General features: G+C 68.0%; 16 protein-coding genes. 8 read left to right on the top strand and 8 right to left on the bottom strand.

Annotated features, from left to right (window positions below; translation table 11 throughout):
* Window position 1: 1 nt before the first annotated feature.
* Window positions 2-1,054 (bottom strand): 4-hydroxy-3-methylbut-2-enyl diphosphate reductase, encoded by a 1,053-nt coding sequence (locus tag RN51_RS03935; RefSeq protein WP_419865790.1) that lies wholly within the window; start codon window positions 1,052-1,054, stop codon window positions 2-4.
* 93 nt (window positions 1,055-1,147) lie between these two features.
* On the opposite strand from RN51_RS03935, the gene xseA reads away from it, so the two are divergent.
* Genes xseA through RN51_RS03910 form a run of 5 tightly spaced genes read left to right on the top strand, consistent with a single transcriptional unit; the run spans window position 1,148 to window position 5,416 of the window.
* A complete protein-coding gene (gene xseA / locus RN51_RS03930) occupies window positions 1,148-2,425 on the top strand; it encodes an exodeoxyribonuclease VII large subunit (protein ID WP_045262738.1) in 1,278 nt (425 codons plus the stop codon).
* A 36-nt stretch (window positions 2,426-2,461) separates the two neighbouring features.
* Window positions 2,462-2,701, top strand: coding sequence for an exodeoxyribonuclease VII small subunit (locus RN51_RS03925; RefSeq protein WP_045262737.1), 240 nt, complete (start codon window positions 2,462-2,464; stop codon window positions 2,699-2,701).
* Complete coding sequence (locus tag RN51_RS03920; protein WP_045262736.1) at window positions 2,698-3,342, top strand: DUF4245 family protein; 645 nt, start codon at window positions 2,698-2,700, stop codon at window positions 3,340-3,342. Before RN51_RS03925 ends, RN51_RS03920 begins: the two co-directional genes overlap by 4 nt.
* Entirely contained in the window at window positions 3,339-4,025 is a 687-nt protein-coding gene (locus RN51_RS03915; protein WP_045262735.1) for a carbonic anhydrase, read from the top strand. Before RN51_RS03920 ends, RN51_RS03915 begins: the two co-directional genes overlap by 4 nt.
* The gene (locus RN51_RS03910; RefSeq protein WP_045262734.1) at window positions 4,022-5,416 is read left to right on the top strand and encodes a class II fumarate hydratase; all 1,395 of its coding nucleotides are present in this window, start codon (window positions 4,022-4,024) and stop codon (window positions 5,414-5,416) included. The genes RN51_RS03915 and RN51_RS03910 overlap by 4 nt, the downstream gene beginning before the upstream one ends.
* Window positions 5,417-5,580: 164 nt before the next feature.
* Here RN51_RS03910 and RN51_RS03905 read toward each other — a convergent pair whose 3' ends face one another.
* From RN51_RS03905 to RN51_RS03890, 4 genes are all read right to left on the bottom strand, one after another.
* The gene (locus RN51_RS03905) at window positions 5,581-6,183 is read right to left on the bottom strand and encodes a DUF559 domain-containing protein (protein WP_231579206.1); all 603 of its coding nucleotides are present in this window, start codon (window positions 6,181-6,183) and stop codon (window positions 5,581-5,583) included.
* A 492-nt stretch (window positions 6,184-6,675) separates the two neighbouring features.
* Entirely contained in the window at window positions 6,676-8,058 is a 1,383-nt protein-coding gene (locus tag RN51_RS03900; protein WP_045262732.1) for a PhoH family protein, read from the bottom strand.
* A 158-nt stretch (window positions 8,059-8,216) separates the two neighbouring features.
* Window positions 8,217-9,347: an aminotransferase class V-fold PLP-dependent enzyme gene (locus RN51_RS03895; RefSeq protein WP_045262731.1), complete on the bottom strand. Its 1,131-nt coding sequence runs from the start codon at window positions 9,345-9,347 to the stop codon at window positions 8,217-8,219.
* A gap of 41 nt (window positions 9,348-9,388) precedes the next feature.
* The gene (locus RN51_RS03890; protein ID WP_045262809.1) at window positions 9,389-10,168 is read right to left on the bottom strand and encodes an isoprenyl transferase; all 780 of its coding nucleotides are present in this window, start codon (window positions 10,166-10,168) and stop codon (window positions 9,389-9,391) included.
* Between the two features lie 97 nt (window positions 10,169-10,265).
* Between RN51_RS03890 and trhA the strand changes: the two genes are divergently transcribed.
* Complete coding sequence (gene trhA / locus RN51_RS03885) at window positions 10,266-10,997, top strand: PAQR family membrane homeostasis protein TrhA (RefSeq protein ID WP_045262730.1); 732 nt, start codon at window positions 10,266-10,268, stop codon at window positions 10,995-10,997.
* A 7-nt stretch (window positions 10,998-11,004) separates the two neighbouring features.
* Here the strand turns inward: trhA and RN51_RS03880 are convergent, their stop codons facing one another.
* Complete coding sequence (locus RN51_RS03880; protein WP_045262729.1) at window positions 11,005-11,298, bottom strand: hypothetical protein; 294 nt, start codon at window positions 11,296-11,298, stop codon at window positions 11,005-11,007.
* Window positions 11,299-11,365: 67 nt separating this feature from the next.
* On the opposite strand from RN51_RS03880, the gene RN51_RS03875 reads away from it, so the two are divergent.
* Window positions 11,366-11,752, top strand: a complete 387-nt coding sequence (locus RN51_RS03875) for a DUF4307 domain-containing protein (protein WP_045262728.1) — start codon at window positions 11,366-11,368, stop codon at window positions 11,750-11,752.
* 97 nt (window positions 11,753-11,849) lie between these two features.
* The gene (gene greA, locus RN51_RS03870) at window positions 11,850-12,338 is read left to right on the top strand and encodes a transcription elongation factor GreA (RefSeq protein ID WP_045262727.1); all 489 of its coding nucleotides are present in this window, start codon (window positions 11,850-11,852) and stop codon (window positions 12,336-12,338) included.
* Window positions 12,339-12,408: 70 nt separating this feature from the next.
* Here the strand turns inward: greA and ilvA are convergent, their stop codons facing one another.
* Together ilvA and RN51_RS03860 are read right to left on the bottom strand one after the other, a co-directional pair.
* Window positions 12,409-13,638 carry a threonine ammonia-lyase gene (gene ilvA / locus RN51_RS03865; RefSeq protein ID WP_045262726.1) on the bottom strand — a complete coding sequence of 410 codons (1,230 nt, stop codon included), beginning with the start codon at window positions 13,636-13,638 and terminating at the stop codon, window positions 12,409-12,411.
* On the bottom strand, window positions 13,635-14,831 hold the full coding sequence (locus tag RN51_RS03860; protein WP_045262725.1) for an AI-2E family transporter: 1,197 nt from the start codon (window positions 14,829-14,831) through the stop codon (window positions 13,635-13,637). The genes ilvA and RN51_RS03860 overlap by 4 nt, the downstream gene beginning before the upstream one ends.
* Window positions 14,832-14,893: the final 62 nt, after the last annotated feature.

Genomic DNA, 14,893 nt, shown 5'->3' with positions numbered 1-14,893 from the left:
GCTACGCGCCTCCTCCGGATGCACGACCACCGAGAGCCCGTGCGTCGCGCTGGCCTGCAGCGTCCTGACGCAGTTCCTTGGGCAGAGAGAACATGAGGTCCTCCTCGGCCGTCTTCACCTCTTCGACATCGCGGTATCCGGCATCGCCGATCGCGTCGAGCACCTCGCGCACCAGCACCTCGGGTACGGATGCCCCACTGGTCACACCCACGGTCTCGACACCGTCGAGCCACTCCTGCTTGATCTCCTCCGCGTAGTCGACGCGATACGCCGCCTTCGCGCCGTACTCGAGAGCGACCTCGACCAGACGCACGCTGTTCGACGAGTTCGACGAGCCGACCACGATCACCAGGTCGGCTCCGGCAGCGACCTTCTTGATCGCGACCTGACGGTTCTGCGTGGCGTAGCAGATGTCGTCCGACGGCGGATTCTGCAGCTCGGGGAATCGCGTGCGCAGCCGGTTGACCGTCTCCATCGTCTCGTCCACCGAGAGCGTGGTCTGCGACAGCCAGACGACCTTGTTCGGATCCTTCACGACGACGGTGTCCGCTTCTTCGGGAGAGTTCACGACGGTGACGTGGTCAGGCGCCTCACCGGCTGTCCCCTCCACCTCTTCGTGTCCGTCGTGACCGATGAGCAGGATCTCGAAGTCGTCACGCGCGAAGCGTACGGCCTCGCGGTGCACCTTGGTGACCAGAGGACAGGTGGCATCGATCGCGTGCAGTCCACGGTCGGAGGCGGCGTTCACGACCGCGGGCGATACGCCGTGGGCGCTGAAGACGATGTGCGCGCCCTCGGGAACCTCGTCGACCTCTTCGACGAAGATCGCGCCTTTCTCCTCGAGCTCGGTGACGACGTGGATGTTGTGCACGATCTGCTTGCGCACGTAGACGGGGGCGCCGTACCGCTCGAGTGCCTTCTCGACCGCGACGACGGCACGATCGACACCCGCGCAGTAACCGCGCGGGGCGGCGAGCAGAACACGCTTGCGTCCGGCCACCGGGTTATCCTGAAGCCGCCCGGCCGCCGCACGCACTCGTGGGAGGCGGGGCACGGGGAGATGAACGGCAGTCGAAGTCACCCTTGAATTCTACCGTCGTGCAGCTGTGCACGGCCGGAGAGGTTCGAGGGCAGGGAACGGGAGCGGATGACAGTCTTCGAAGCGACGATGGGCCAAGACGAGACGCCGCCGGCCGACTCCGTCGCACCCCGTGACTCCACGGCCGACGCCCCCACCTCCGTCACCCGCCTGAACGCGACGATCCGCGACTTCATCGCACGGTGGAACACCGTCTGGGTCGAAGGCGAGATCACGTCGTGGAACGTGCGCGCCGGCAACGTGTTCGCGCGTCTGAAGGACACCCGCTCCGATGCGCAGATCTCGATCCGCGTGTGGTCGAGCGTGCGGGCGCGCATCCCCTCCGACATCGGCGTCGGCGACCACGTGGTCGCCGCGGTCAAGGCCGATTACTTCGTCAAGGCGGGTGACTTCAGCTTCGCCGTGTCCGCGATGAAGCACGTCGGGCTCGGCGATCAGCTCGAGCGCCTCGAGAAGCTCCGCGTGCAGCTGCGACAGGAGGGCCTGTTCGACCCCTCCCGCAAGAAACGCCTCCCGTTCCTCCCGCACGTCATCGGACTCATCACGGGCGAGCGCTCGGACGCCGAGAAGGATGTGCACCGCAACGCCGAGCTGCGCTGGCCGCAGGTGCGCTTCCGCACCGAGTACGCCGCCGTGCAGGGCGACCGCTGCGTTCCGGACACGCTCGCGGCCCTCGCACGGCTCGACGCCGATCCCGAGGTCGACGTGATCATCATCGCCCGCGGTGGAGGCGACCCGCAGACGTTGCTGGGCTTCAGCGACGAGAGGCTCGTGCGAGCGGTCGCCGCCGCATCCACGCCTGTGGTGAGCGCGATCGGACACGAGAACGATCACCCCCTGCTCGACGACGTGGCCGACCTCCGCGCCTCGACTCCGACCGATGCCGCGAAGCGCGTCGTGCCCGACGTCGGGGAGCAGCGCGCCCTCATCGCGCAGCTCCGGTCGCGTGCGACCTCCCGGCTCACTCAGCGCATCACGCATGACATCGCCCAGTTGGAGCAGCTGCGCTCACGGCCCGTGCTGCGCTCCCCCGCGCCGATCATCGACGCCCGCGCGCAGGAGACATGGCTGCTGCTCGGGCGCGGACGAGACGCGGTGAACCGACAGCTCGACGACGCCGGGCGCCGCACGGGAGAACTCCGCGCATCCCTGCGAGCCCTCTCCCCCGCGGCGACCCTGGCTCGCGGCTACGCGATCGCCCACCTCGACGGTGGTGTGATCCTGCGCGACGCGACCGACGCCCCGGCGGGGACCGCCCTCACCCTCACCCTGGATCGCGGTTCGCTCACCGCCCGTTCCGAGGGCGAGATCGCCGAAGAGGCCTGACCCGGGCGCCCGCGACGCACGACGTAAGATGGAGGAGTGAGCGCCCTGAACGACACCCCCGTGGACACGCTGTCGTTCGAGGCGGCCCGTGACGAACTCGTCAAGGTCGTGGCCGAGCTCGAACAGGGCTCCCCCACCCTCGAGCACTCCCTCGCTCTCTGGGAACGCGGCGAGGCTCTCGCCGCCCGCTGCGAGGAATGGCTGCTGGGCGCGAAGCGCCGACTGGACGCCGCCCGCGCTGCCGCATCCGATGCCGATCACGCCGGAGAATCATGAGCAAGCAGCCCCCGATCATCGCGGAGCTCGGTCGTCCGGAGACGCCCGACGAGACGGCCGCCAGGAAGGCTGCATCCAGCAAGGCGTACCGGTCGAGCCAGACGGTGCGCAATCTCGTCGCCGCACTGCTGGTGACCCTCGCCGTGGTCGCCGTCATCATCTTCGCCGTCCCCCGTGGCGCGCCCGTCGAACAGAAGCCCCTCGACGTGGCCGCAGTGGCCGAAGGGGTGGAGTCCTCGATGGATCGCCCCGTCCTCGTCCCGGAACTGGGCGATTTCTGGCGCGCGAACGGCGCGGAGATGCAGGGCGGAGCGACCGTCGTCTGGGAGGTCACCCTCGCCCCGAAGTCGGACACCGAGCGCGGGTTCATCAAGGTGGACCAGGCTTTCGGCGCCGATTCGTCCTGGGCACCTCAGCGCCTGAACGGTACCGCGCCAACCGACACGGTGCGCATCGGCGGACTGGACTGGGACGTCTACAAGCCCGGTAGCGCGGAGTCGAACGCCAACGTCACGTACGCCATCGGCACACAGGCCGGCGAAGACTACATCCTCCTCTACGGTTCGCGGTCGGCAGACTCCACCGCCGAACTCGCCGAAAGCCTCATCCCGCAGATCCGCACCATCTCGGAGACCCCATGACGCACCCGCTCACCCCCGCCGCCGCCTGGACGCAGATGCAGGACGGCAACCGCCGCTTCGTACAGGACGCGCCCCGCCATCCGAACCAGGACGTCGCGCGCCGCAAGGATCTCACCGCCGCGCAGCACCCGGTCGCCACGCTGTTCGGCTGCTCCGACTCCCGCCTCGCCGCAGAGATCATCTTCGACCTCGGACTCGGCGACCTGTTCGTGGTGCGCAATGCCGGGCAGGTCATCGGCGAGTCGATCGTCGCAAGCCTGGAGTACGCCGTCGCCGTGCTCGAGGTGCCTCTGATCGTGGTCCTGGCGCATGACTCCTGCGGTGCTGTACGCGCAGCGATCGACGGCACTGCCATCGACGCCGCTCCCCTGCCGCCGCACATCTGGAAGCTGATCGCCCCGATCGTGCCGGCCGCGCGCAAGGTGCTGGCGGAGAGCGGAGGCACCACCGTCGCCGAGATCGACTCGGAACTGGTCGGCATCGAGCACCTGCGCAACACGGTGAACGATCTGCTGCAGTCGTCCGAGATCATCAGCGATGCCGTCGCGGCCGGTCGCCTCGGCATCGTCGGCGCGAACTACCGTCTGGCCGAGGGCACGGCCGTGCCCGTGATCACGGTCGGCATCGACACCGATGACGCTATCCAGGGGAACGACCCCGCAACCAAGGAGGGTTCGGAATGACCGAGCAGGACTACCGCATCGAGCACGACACCATGGGCGAGGTGCGGGTGCCCGTGAATGCGCTCTACGGCGCTCAGACGCAGCGCGCCGTGGAGAACTTCCCGATCTCGGGCAAGGGGCTGGAGTCGACGCAGATCGCCGCCCTCGCTCGCATCAAGAAGGCAGCAGCACTCGCCAACAAGGAGCTCGGCACCCTCGACGGCGCCATCGCCGACGCCATCGCCCAGGCCGCCGACCAGGTCGCTTCCGGCGCGCACGACGGCGAGTTCCCGGTCGACACCTACCAGACCGGCTCCGGCACCTCCTCGAACATGAACATGAACGAGGTGCTCGCGACGCTCGCCACGCGCATCCTCGGTTCGACCGTGCACCCCAACGACCACGTGAACGCCTCGCAGTCGTCGAACGACGTGTTCCCGACCTCGGTGCACATCGCGGTCACCCAGGCGCTCATCGACACCCTCATCCCCGCCCTCGACCACCTCGCCGTCGCTCTCGAGGCGAAGGCGGAGCTGTGGAAGGACGCGGTCAAGTCCGGCCGCACGCACCTCATGGACGCGACGCCCGTGACCCTCGGCCAGGAGTTCGGCGGCTACGCGCGTCAGATCCGTCTGGGCATCGAGCGCGTGCAGTCCGCCCTCCCCCGCGTGGCCGAGGTCCCGCTGGGCGGCACCGCCGTCGGCACGGGCATCAACACGCCGCTCGGCTTCCCGCAGAAGGTCATCGCGCTGCTCGCGGCCGAGACCGAGCTTCCCATCACCGAGGCCAAGGACCACTTCGAGGCACAGGCCAACCGTGACGGTCTGGTCGAGGCGTCCGGAGCTCTCCGCACCATCGCGGTCTCGCTCACCAAGATCAACAACGACCTGCGCTGGATGGGCTCCGGCCCCAACACCGGTCTCGGCGAGCTGCACATCCCCGACCTGCAGCCGGGGTCGTCGATCATGCCCGGCAAGGTGAACCCGGTCGTCCCCGAAGCCGTGCTCATGGTGTGCGCGCGTGTGATCGGCAACGACGCCACGGTCGCGTGGGCCGGAGCCTCCGGTTCCTTCGAGCTGAACGTCGCGATCCCCGTCATGGGCACCGCGGTGCTCGAGTCGATCCGTCTGCTGTCGAACGCTTCGCGCGTGCTCGCCGACAAGACCATCGACGGCCTGCAGGCGAACCTCGAGCGGGCGGCGGCCTTCGCGGGCATGAGCCCGTCGATCGTGACGCCGCTGAACAAGCTGATCGGCTACGAGGCGGCCGCGAAGATCGCGAAGCACTCGGTCGCCAAGGGCATCACCGTGCGAGACGCCGTGATCGACCTCGGCTATGTCGAGCGCGGCGAGCTCACCCTCGAGCAGCTCGACGAGAAGCTCGACCTGCTCTCGATGACGCACGCGGGCTGACCCGCCTGCAACCGGATGCCGCGAGGACTCGATCCTCGCGGCATCCGCTGTTTCCGGAGGCCGCGTCCCGCGTCGGAGTGCGAATGCATGACCAGTCGACGCATGCATGAGCCTCCGGCAGGACCGCTCATGCATGCGGCATCGCTTCATGCAGGTGCAGCAGTTCACGAGCGCGCCCGCGCGAGCGCCGCCAGAATCGCTGCCGCGACCACGTCCCACGAGTACAAGATCATCGAGTAGTCGAAGCGGAGCGTCTCGAAGCCGAGGTCGGACGCCACCGCGTCTCGCATGAGATCCCGATGCCGTTCGGCAGCGCCCTCGTGATTCTCGCGACCGTCTGCCTCGAGGATGACACGGCCCTCGATCACGAAGTCGACCCGCCCGACGCCGTCGACAACCACCTGCGTGCGCACCTGGATTCCGATCAGATGGAGCCTCAACCGCACCAGGGACTCCAGGCCGCTCTCCGCGTCCGGACGTGCGAAGTCGACGAGCCAGCGCGCCGTCGCGGGAAGGGCGGAGCGCACGCGCGCACGCGCCGCAGCAGTCAGCATCCGCTTGTTCCATGCCGACTCGTACGCGGCGAAGAAGAACTCCTCCCCGTAACAGGCGTAGGCATGTGTCAGCGCGACCTCGATCGGAGCGATGCCGACGTCCATGCGTCCGCGGGTGAAGTGGCCGACGCAGCCGCACTGCTTCGGATGATGCCGTCGCCCACCGAGCCCCATCCAGACATGAACCTCCTTCGGTGACTCCAGCGTCCACACCTCGCGGATCCTCAAGGCACTCCCGCACGTGACGGCGCCCCCGTGAGCAGCTGCCGTGACCACCTCGGACGCTGCTCCTCGAGATGCGAACACACCAGGACGCACTCTGACGATTCGGCCTGCCCTGCACTCCGCGCCCAGCCGCGATCGCGAGCATCCGAAAGCCTGGAGCCGGGTGCCCCGCGCGACCCCTCCCAGGCGTCCGAGGAGCACGTTGACGTCGATCATCTTTCGATTCTGGGCTCACGCGCGCTCTCCAGAAGTCCGCCGGCACACGATCGGTGTAGACACGCGCAGAACGCGGCTCTGTGCAGGCCGCGCCCTCCGCTCCCGCGTCTCGAATGCATGAAGATCCGACGAACGCATGACCCCGAGACGCCGAATCCTCATGCAGGCGGACGATGTTCATGCAGGTGGACGGCGCTGCGCCGGAGCCCGGGCACGAAGAAGCGGATGCCGCGAGGGGTCCCGCGGCATCCGCTGTTTCCGCCGTCAGCTGAGCTCTCCACCCTCCAGGAGCTCGGTGACGAGGGCTGCGATGGCCGAACGCTCCGACCGGGTCAGGGTCACGTGTCCGAAGAGCTCATGTCCCTTCAACGTCTCGATCACGCTGGCGATGCCGTCATGACGGCCCACCCGGAGGTTGTCGCGCTGGCCGACATCGTGGGTGAGGATCACGCGCGAGTTCTGTCCCATGCGGCTCAGCACCGTCAGGAGCACGTTCCGCTCGAGCGACTGGGCTTCGTCGACGATCACGAACGCGTCGTGCAGCGACCGTCCGCGGATGTGGGTCAACGGGAGCACCTCGAGCAGTCCGCGCTCGACGACCTCCTCGATCACGTTGCCGGACACCACCGAGCCGAGCGTGTCGAAGACCGCCTGCCCCCAAGGCCCCATCTTCTCGCCCTGGTCGCCCGGAAGGTAGCCGAGCTCCTGCCCGCCCACGGCGAACAGCGGCCGGAACACGATGATCTTCTTCTGCTGCTGCCGCTCCAGCACCGCTTCGAGTCCGGCGCAGAGCGCGAGCGCCGACTTGCCGGTGCCCGCGCGCCCGCCGAGCGATACGATCCCCACCTCCTGGTCGAGCAGCAGGTCGATCGCGATGCGCTGCTCCGCCGAGCGCCCGTGCATGCCGAAGATGTCCCGGTCGCCGCGCACGAGTCGGTACTCGCCCTCGCCCGTGACACGACCGAGTGCCGAGCCTCGCTCGGAGTGGATGATCAGGCCGGTGTTCACCGGGAGACCCCGAGCCTGCTCGCTGAGGCCGACCTCGCTCTCGTAGAGGTCGGCGATGTCGTCGCCGGAGAGGTCGAGCGTTGAGATGCCCGTCCACCCGGAGTCCACCGCCTGCTCGGCGAGGTACTCCTCGGCGCGCAGGCCCAGAGAGGCGGCCTTCACACGCATGGGCAGGTCCTTGGACACGATCGTGACGTCCTGCCCGTCCTGCGCGAGGTGCATCGCCACGGAGAGGATGCGGGTGTCGTTGTCGCTGAGGCGGATGCCTGCGGGGAGCACCGAGGAGTCGGTGTTCGCGAGCTCGACGCGCAGCGTGCCGCCCTCGCCGACCTCGACGGGGAAGTCGAGGCGTCCGTGCTCGATCCGCAGATCGTCGAGATGCCGAAGGGCCTGCCGTGCGAAGTAGCCGATCTCCGGGTCGTGGCGCTTGCCTTCGAGCTCGGTGATCACGACGACCGGGATGACGACGGAGTGCTCGGCGAACCGGAAGAACGCCTGCGGATCGCTCAGCAGGACGGACGTGTCGAGGACATACGTGCGCAGATCCTGATCCGGATCAGCGGAGGATGCTCGCCTCGTCGTCTTACGGGTGGACTGCTGCGCGGTGCTGGTGGCCTGCTGCGCTGTACGTGTGGTCACGACCCACTCCCGACCCGGGGAATCCCGGTAGTTCGAACGAGTCGACCAGGGGGTCACGAGTCGTCAACCTGAGGCCGACCCGAACGGGCGCCTTGCCCGATGCCTAGAACGTACGACCGCGCGGGTGATTAACCCGAATTCGACACGCCAGCGATTCGTTACGCGCTGATGAACGTCTCGTGGCCGAATGTGCGCAGGGCATCGTCGAGGAGTTCGAAGCTCGCGGCGTCGGTGCCCGCATGCGGAGCGATCCGCACCGCAGACCCGCGCGCTGTCACGACGATCCCGGCGTTCGCGAGGGCGGCGGCCAGGCGCCCTGGTTCCTCCGGTGCGAGCGACACGATGCCGGCACGCTGATGGCGTTCGCGTGGGGAGCTCACCTCGATGCCGTGACGGTCAGCGATCTCGATGACGGTGTCGACGTTCTCGGCCAGCCGGTCTTCGATGGCCGCCACACCGGCGTCCCGGACGTCCCGCACCCCGATCGCGAGCCGCCCAGCTGCGAGCGTGTCCGGCTGGCTGACGGTGAAGGCTCGGGCGGACGGCGCGGGCGCGGGCAGCTCATCGACGAACAGGCCAGGAGACGTCGTGCCGGTGATCCCGGAGAGCACCGGGGTGATGCGCTCGCGCGCGCGGGGCGAGAACCATGCGAACGCGCTCCCGCGACCGGCTCGGAGCCACTTGTAGCCGTGTCCGACCACCACGTCCGCCGCAGAGTAGTCGCCGTCGATCACCCCGAACGACTGGACGGCATCCACGATGAGCAGCCGATCGGGTCCGATAGCCTCGCGGAGGGCGGCGAGATCGACACGGAATCCCGTGCGGAAGTCGACGTGGCTCACGGCGAGTGCGACCACCTCGTCGTCGAGAGCGCCCGTCACCACCTCAGGTGTCACGCGTCCGTCGTCGGGGGTGATCCAGCGCGGCGTGACGTCGTGATGCGATGCCGTCGACGCGCGCTCCACCGTCAGGCTCACGCTCGGGAACTCGGCAGTGCTCGCGATCACTCCCCCCGAGAGACCGAACAGCGCGTGCATGAGCCCGTGCGTCGAAGAGGGCTGCAGCGTGACGTCGGCGGCATCGGCACCCAGCAGCTCGGCGACGAGATCCTGGGCCTGGCCGATACGCTCCCCGACGAGAGCGAGCGAGGAAGGTCGTCCGCTCGCCAGCAGGTCGGCATCGGCGAAGACCTCTTCACGGATGGACGGCGACAGCGGACCGAAGGCGGCCCAGTTCAAGTAGCCGGACTCGTTGTCGAAGGTGTCGACATAGTCCTGGAAAGTGCTCACTGCGTCATTGTGGCACGGGTCCGCGGGGGCTCATCGCCGCGTCAGCGCCCGAAGCGTCTGTCCCGATCGGCGTAATCGCGGATCGCGCGCAGGAAGTCGACTTGGCGAAGGTCAGGACCCAGCGCCTCGACGAAGTAGAACTCGCTGTGCGCACTCTGCCACAGGAGGAAGTCGCTCAGCCTCTGCTCTCCGCTGGTGCGGATCACGAGGTCGGGGTCGGGCTGACCCCCGGTGTACAGATGCTCGCCGATCATCTCGGGCGTGAGGTGGCCTGCGAGGTCTTCGAGAGTGCCGCCGGACGCCTCGTGCTTCGCGATGATGCTCCGCACCGCGTCGACGATCTCGTTGCGCCCGCCGTAGCCGACCGCGAGATTCACATGCAGCCCGGTGTGGTCCTTCGTGCGCTCCTCGGCGTCCGAGAGCACGCGGGCGAGCTCCGGCGGGAGGATGTCGGAGCGTCCGACGTGCTTCACCCTCCAGTTCCCCTCGAGGGACAGCGCCTCGGCGAGCTCCGCGATGATCTCGATGAGGTCGGCGAGCTCCGCCGAATCCCGCTTCCGGAGATTGTCGCTGGAAAGGAGGTAGAGCGAGACCACCCGCACACCGAGCTCATCGCACCACTCCAGGAACTCGCGCATCTTCGCCGCGCCCGCTCTATGTCCCTCTGCGGGAGTGTCCAGTCCGAGCTGACGCGCCCACCGGCGATTGCCGTCGATCATCATCGCGACGTGGTGCGGCACACGTGCGGGGTCGAGGTGACGACGCAACCGACTCGTGTAGAGCCGGTACAGCGGCCCGCGCACCGGGCTCTCGCGTGGAATCACCTATCTACGCTACCGTGCCGCGGCCCTCCGCGCCGTGTGGGAACGCTGGATATATGTGCCGTGAACGGTATGCGGGGCCGCTTAGAGTGAGCGTGTGAGCACTCCCGAGCACGCCGGTCCCGACGTCCCTCAGCTGCCCCTCCTGGACGCAGCCGCCGCCGATGCGGCGACCGAGGTCAAACCGACCTGGCGAGGGTGGATCCACGCAGGCACGTTCCCGGTGGCCGTGGTCGCCGGCATCGTCCTGATCGTGGTGGCCGAGGGAGCCGCGGCGAAGTGGGCATCCGCCGTGTTCATGCTCACGTCGATGCTCCTCTTCGGCAACTCCGCGCTCTATCACCGCATCGACTGGAGCCCGAAGGTGAAGGTGCTGCTCAAGCGCATCGATCACGCCAACATCCTGCTGCTCATCGCGGGAACGTACACACCGCTCGCTGTGCTGGCCCTGCCGCCGCAGAAGGGCGTATTGCTGCTGTGCCTGGTGTGGGGCGGGACACTCGTCGGCATCCTCTTCCGCGTCTTCTGGATCAACGCCCCGCGCTGGCTCTACGTCGCCCTCTACCTGTTGCTGGGTTGGGCTGCCGTGATGTACATCGTCGACCTGATGAACGCGAACTTCGTGATGATGGTGCTGGTCATCGTCGGCGGTCTGCTCTACACGGGCGGCGCGATCGTCTACGCGCTCAAGAAGCCGAACCCCTGGCCGGGACACTTCGGGTTCCACGAGATCTTCCACGTGTGCACGGTGCTCGCGTTCCTGTGCCACTGGACGGCGTGCCTGCTGATCGCCCTCGCGCCGCTGTCACCCTCGCTGGGTGCGCCGTAACCGTCGATCAGCGCCCAGGCGAGTCGCCCTCAGGAGTGTCGGACCCGTCCGAGGTCGACGGCTTCGTCTGGGGTGCGGCGGTGCCGTCGGCAGCGCGCGCCGCCTCTTCGGCATCCAGCTCGTCACGCACCTCTTCGCGGTATCGGACACGGCGGATGCGACGGTTCATGTCCCAGATCAGGAGGATCACCGCGATCACGACCACGACGATCGCGGCGAAGCCGACGAAGCCCGGGGTGACCGACACCGGATCGACGGTCATGCTGGGCGTCGGCATCGGGGTCTCGGACAGAGAGAACATGAATCGGCCTTTCGTACGCAGGTCGCATAACCTGGTAACACCAGCCTAACGACCGGAAGACGCCCCTGTGACGACCGCACAAGACCTCGACGAACGCTATGGCCGAACCCGACGGCGGCGGACGCCGTGGATCATCGGCGGTGCCATCGCCCTGATCCTGCTCGGCGCCTTCGGCTGGATGACGGTGACTCAGTCGATGAGCTCCGTCGACGCCGACGACCTGGGTTTCGAACTCGTCGACGAGCACTCGGTGAACATCACCTTCCAGGTCACCGGGGTGCAGGGGAAGAACGTCATCTGCGCCGTCGAAGCCCTCGACGAGGAGTTCGGCGTCGTCGGCTGGAAGATCGTCGAGATCGAAGCCGGAGACAGCCACTCCCAGGCGCGTTCCGTCACCATCCCGACCGTCGCGGAAGCCACGACAGGTTTGGTGAACACCTGCTGGGTCGCCTAGACTCGTGCCAGACAGACGACGCCCCGGCACCGTGCCGGGGCGTCTTGGCATATCCCCCGCAGCATGCCGGAGGGATCTCGAAAGAAGGAGCTTCGTCATGTCCACCGATGCTCAGGTTCCCTTCCTCACGCAGGAAGCGTATGACCGGCTCGTCGCCGAGCTGGAGCACCTGTCCACTGTCGGCCGCGACGAGATCGCCAAGCGCATCGAGGCGGCCCGCGAAGAGGGCGACCTCAAGGAGAACGGCGGATACCACGCCGCCAAGGACGAGCAGGGCAAGCAGGAGGCCCGCATCCGCACCCTGGAGGGTCTGTTGAAGACCGCCAAGGTGGGCGAGGCTCCCGCCAGTCGCGGGATCGTCGAGCCCGGCACGGTCGTCACCGCGCTGGTCGCCGGCGGCGAAGAGGTCTTCCTCCTCGGCAGCCGCGAGATCGCCGCAGGCAGCGACCTCGACGTATACAGCGAGGCCAGCCCGCTCGGCCAGGCCATCCTCGGCCTCAAGGTCGGCGAGAAGTCCTCCTACGAGGCTCCCAACGGTCGCGACATCAGCGTCGAGATCGTGAACGTCGAGACATACACGGGCTGAGACGCCATACGGAAGCGCCCCCTCATCCACTCGGACGAGGGGGCGCTTCCGTATGCGCGATCCGCCGCGGTCAATCCGGGACGAGGATGGGTTCGAAGCCGGCCAGACGAAGTGTGTCGAGCGTGTGCTGGGAGTGCTCAGGACCGCGTGTCTCGACGCTGAGCTCGAGGATCACGTCGCTGATCTGCAGACCATGGCCGTGACGCGTGTGCATGGCTTCGATCACGTTCGCTCCCGCCTCGGCGATCAGCTCGGACACGCGGGCGAGCTGCCCTGGCCGATCGGGCAGCGGGATCCGGATCGTGAGGTAGCGGCCGGAAGCCGCGAGTCCGTGCGAGACGACGCGCTGCAGCAGGAGCGGATCGATGTTCCCCCCGGACAGCACGGCCATGGTGGTGCCCGTCGCCGTCACCTTGCCCGCGAGGATGGCGGCGACACCCGCGGCGCCGGCGGGTTCGACCACGACCTTCGCCTGCTCGAGGAGGATGAGGATGGCTCGCGCGAGATCGTCGTCGGAGACCGTGACGACCTCATCGACGAGGTCCTTGATGATGTCGAACGGGATCGCTCCGGGACGCGCGACCAGGATGCCGTCGGCGATGGTCGGCCTCGTCACGATGTCGACGGGCTCGCCGGCTTCGAGCGAGGGCGGCACCGCGGCGGCGTTCTCCGCCTGCACACCGATGATCCTGACAGTGCGGCCGAGTTCGACGGCACGCGCCTTCACCGCTGCGGCGACCCCGGCGATCAGACCGCCGCCGCCGATGCCGAGCACCACCGTGTCGACCTCGGGCGCATCCTCCAGGAGCTCGAGCCCGAGCGTGCCCTGTCCGATCACCACGTCGCGGTGGTCGAACGGGTGGATCAGCACCGCACCGGTGCGCTCGGAGAACTCGGCGGCGAGGCGCAGCGAGGTCGCCACCGTCTCGCCCTCCAGCACGACTTCCGCTCCGTAGCCGCGGGTGGCGAGCAGCTTCGGCACCGGGACACCCAAGGGCATGAAGATCGTCGCCGGGATCCCGAGCGCTTGGGCTGCGAGGGCCACACCCTGCGCATGGTTTCCCGCAGATGCCGCGACCACGCCTCGGGAGCGCTCCTCGGCGCTGAGCTTGGACAGCCGGTAGGCCGCCCCTCGGATCTTGAAGGAGCCCGTGCGCTGAAGATTCTCCATCTTGAGCAGGACGGGTGCTCCGAGGATGTCGGAGAGGGCCCGCGACGGCAGCGACGGCGTGTGCGAGATCACCTCAGCCAGACTCTGAGCGGCGTGCTCGAACTCGGTCAGGCTGGGGACTTCGCTCATCGATTCCTCCCTCTCCGCTCGCGCGGAACTGTGCTCCAGATCAGGTCTCCGCTCGGTCCGGCACCGGTGCGCCAGGAACCCGAGCTGATGGTCACGGCGGCGACATTCACGAAGGCAGCCAGCGGGACAGCGAACAGGGCGCCGGGGATTCCGGCGATCATCGCTCCCCCGGCCACGACGAGAACGACGGCGAGCGGGTGCACCTTGACCGCGGAGCCCATCAGGATCGGCTGCAGGATGTGCCCCTCGATCTGCTGCACCGCCAGCACGACGACGAGCATCCACAACGCGATCCACGGCCCGTTGTACACCAGGGCGAGGAACACGGCGACTGCACCGGTCACCACGGCACCGACGATCGGGATGAAGGAACCGAGGAACACCAGCACGGCGACGGGAAGCGCGAGCGGCACCTGCAGCAGGAAGGCACCGAGGCCGATTCCGACCGCATCGATGGTGGCCACGAACAGCTGCGTCCGCGCGTAGTTCACGATCGTGGTCCAGCCGTTGCGGGCGGCGCCGTCGACGGCCGGACGTGCGCGACGCGGGAAGACCTTGAGGGTCCAGCGCCAGATACCCGCGCCGTCGGCCAGCAGGCAGATGAGGATGAACAGGGCGAGCAGGGCGCCCGTCGCGACGTGACCGACGGTCGTGCCGATCGCGAGTGCACCTGTCCAGAGCACCTGCGCCTGCTCGCTGATGAGGTCCAGACCCTGCTGCAGGTAGTCGGCGATCTGCATGTCCGAGAGGTTGAGCGGTCCGTCGTGCAGCCACACCTGGAACTGATCGAACGCTTCGGTCGAGCGCTCCTGCACGTCGGGAAGCTGTGCGCGCACCTGCCAGACGACGAGCCACATCAGGCCCGTGACGATGGCGGCGGTGCCGATCAGCGAGATCGCGATCGCCAACCAGCGTGGGAGTCCGCGGCGCAGCATCCAGGAGAACGCCGGCCACAGCAGGGCGGTGATGAGGATGGCGACCATGAGCGGGATGACCAGGAGCTTCAGCAGCATCACCAGCCAGATGAACACCCCGATGGCAGCCGCGATCAGGAGCAGTCGCCACGCGTAGCTCGCGGTGATCCGCAGCGACAGGGGGACTGCCTCATCTGCCTCGGTCGTCACGGTGCGGTCGGTGGAGACCGGGCGCGGACGGAAGAGGTCACGCAGCCGTGGTCGCTGGTCGTCGCTCATCGCCCAAGTCTAAGGTCATGGCGTATGCCGTCGAACGCATCCTTCCGCTCCCGGGCGCGATG

The organism is Microbacterium oxydans (genome assembly GCF_000956405.1).
Classification (GTDB): Bacteria; Actinomycetota; Actinomycetes; order Actinomycetales; family Microbacteriaceae; genus Microbacterium; species Microbacterium oxydans_C.
The sequence above is the reverse complement of the archived record's forward strand: the minus strand, read 5'-3'. Positions and strand labels throughout refer to the sequence as shown.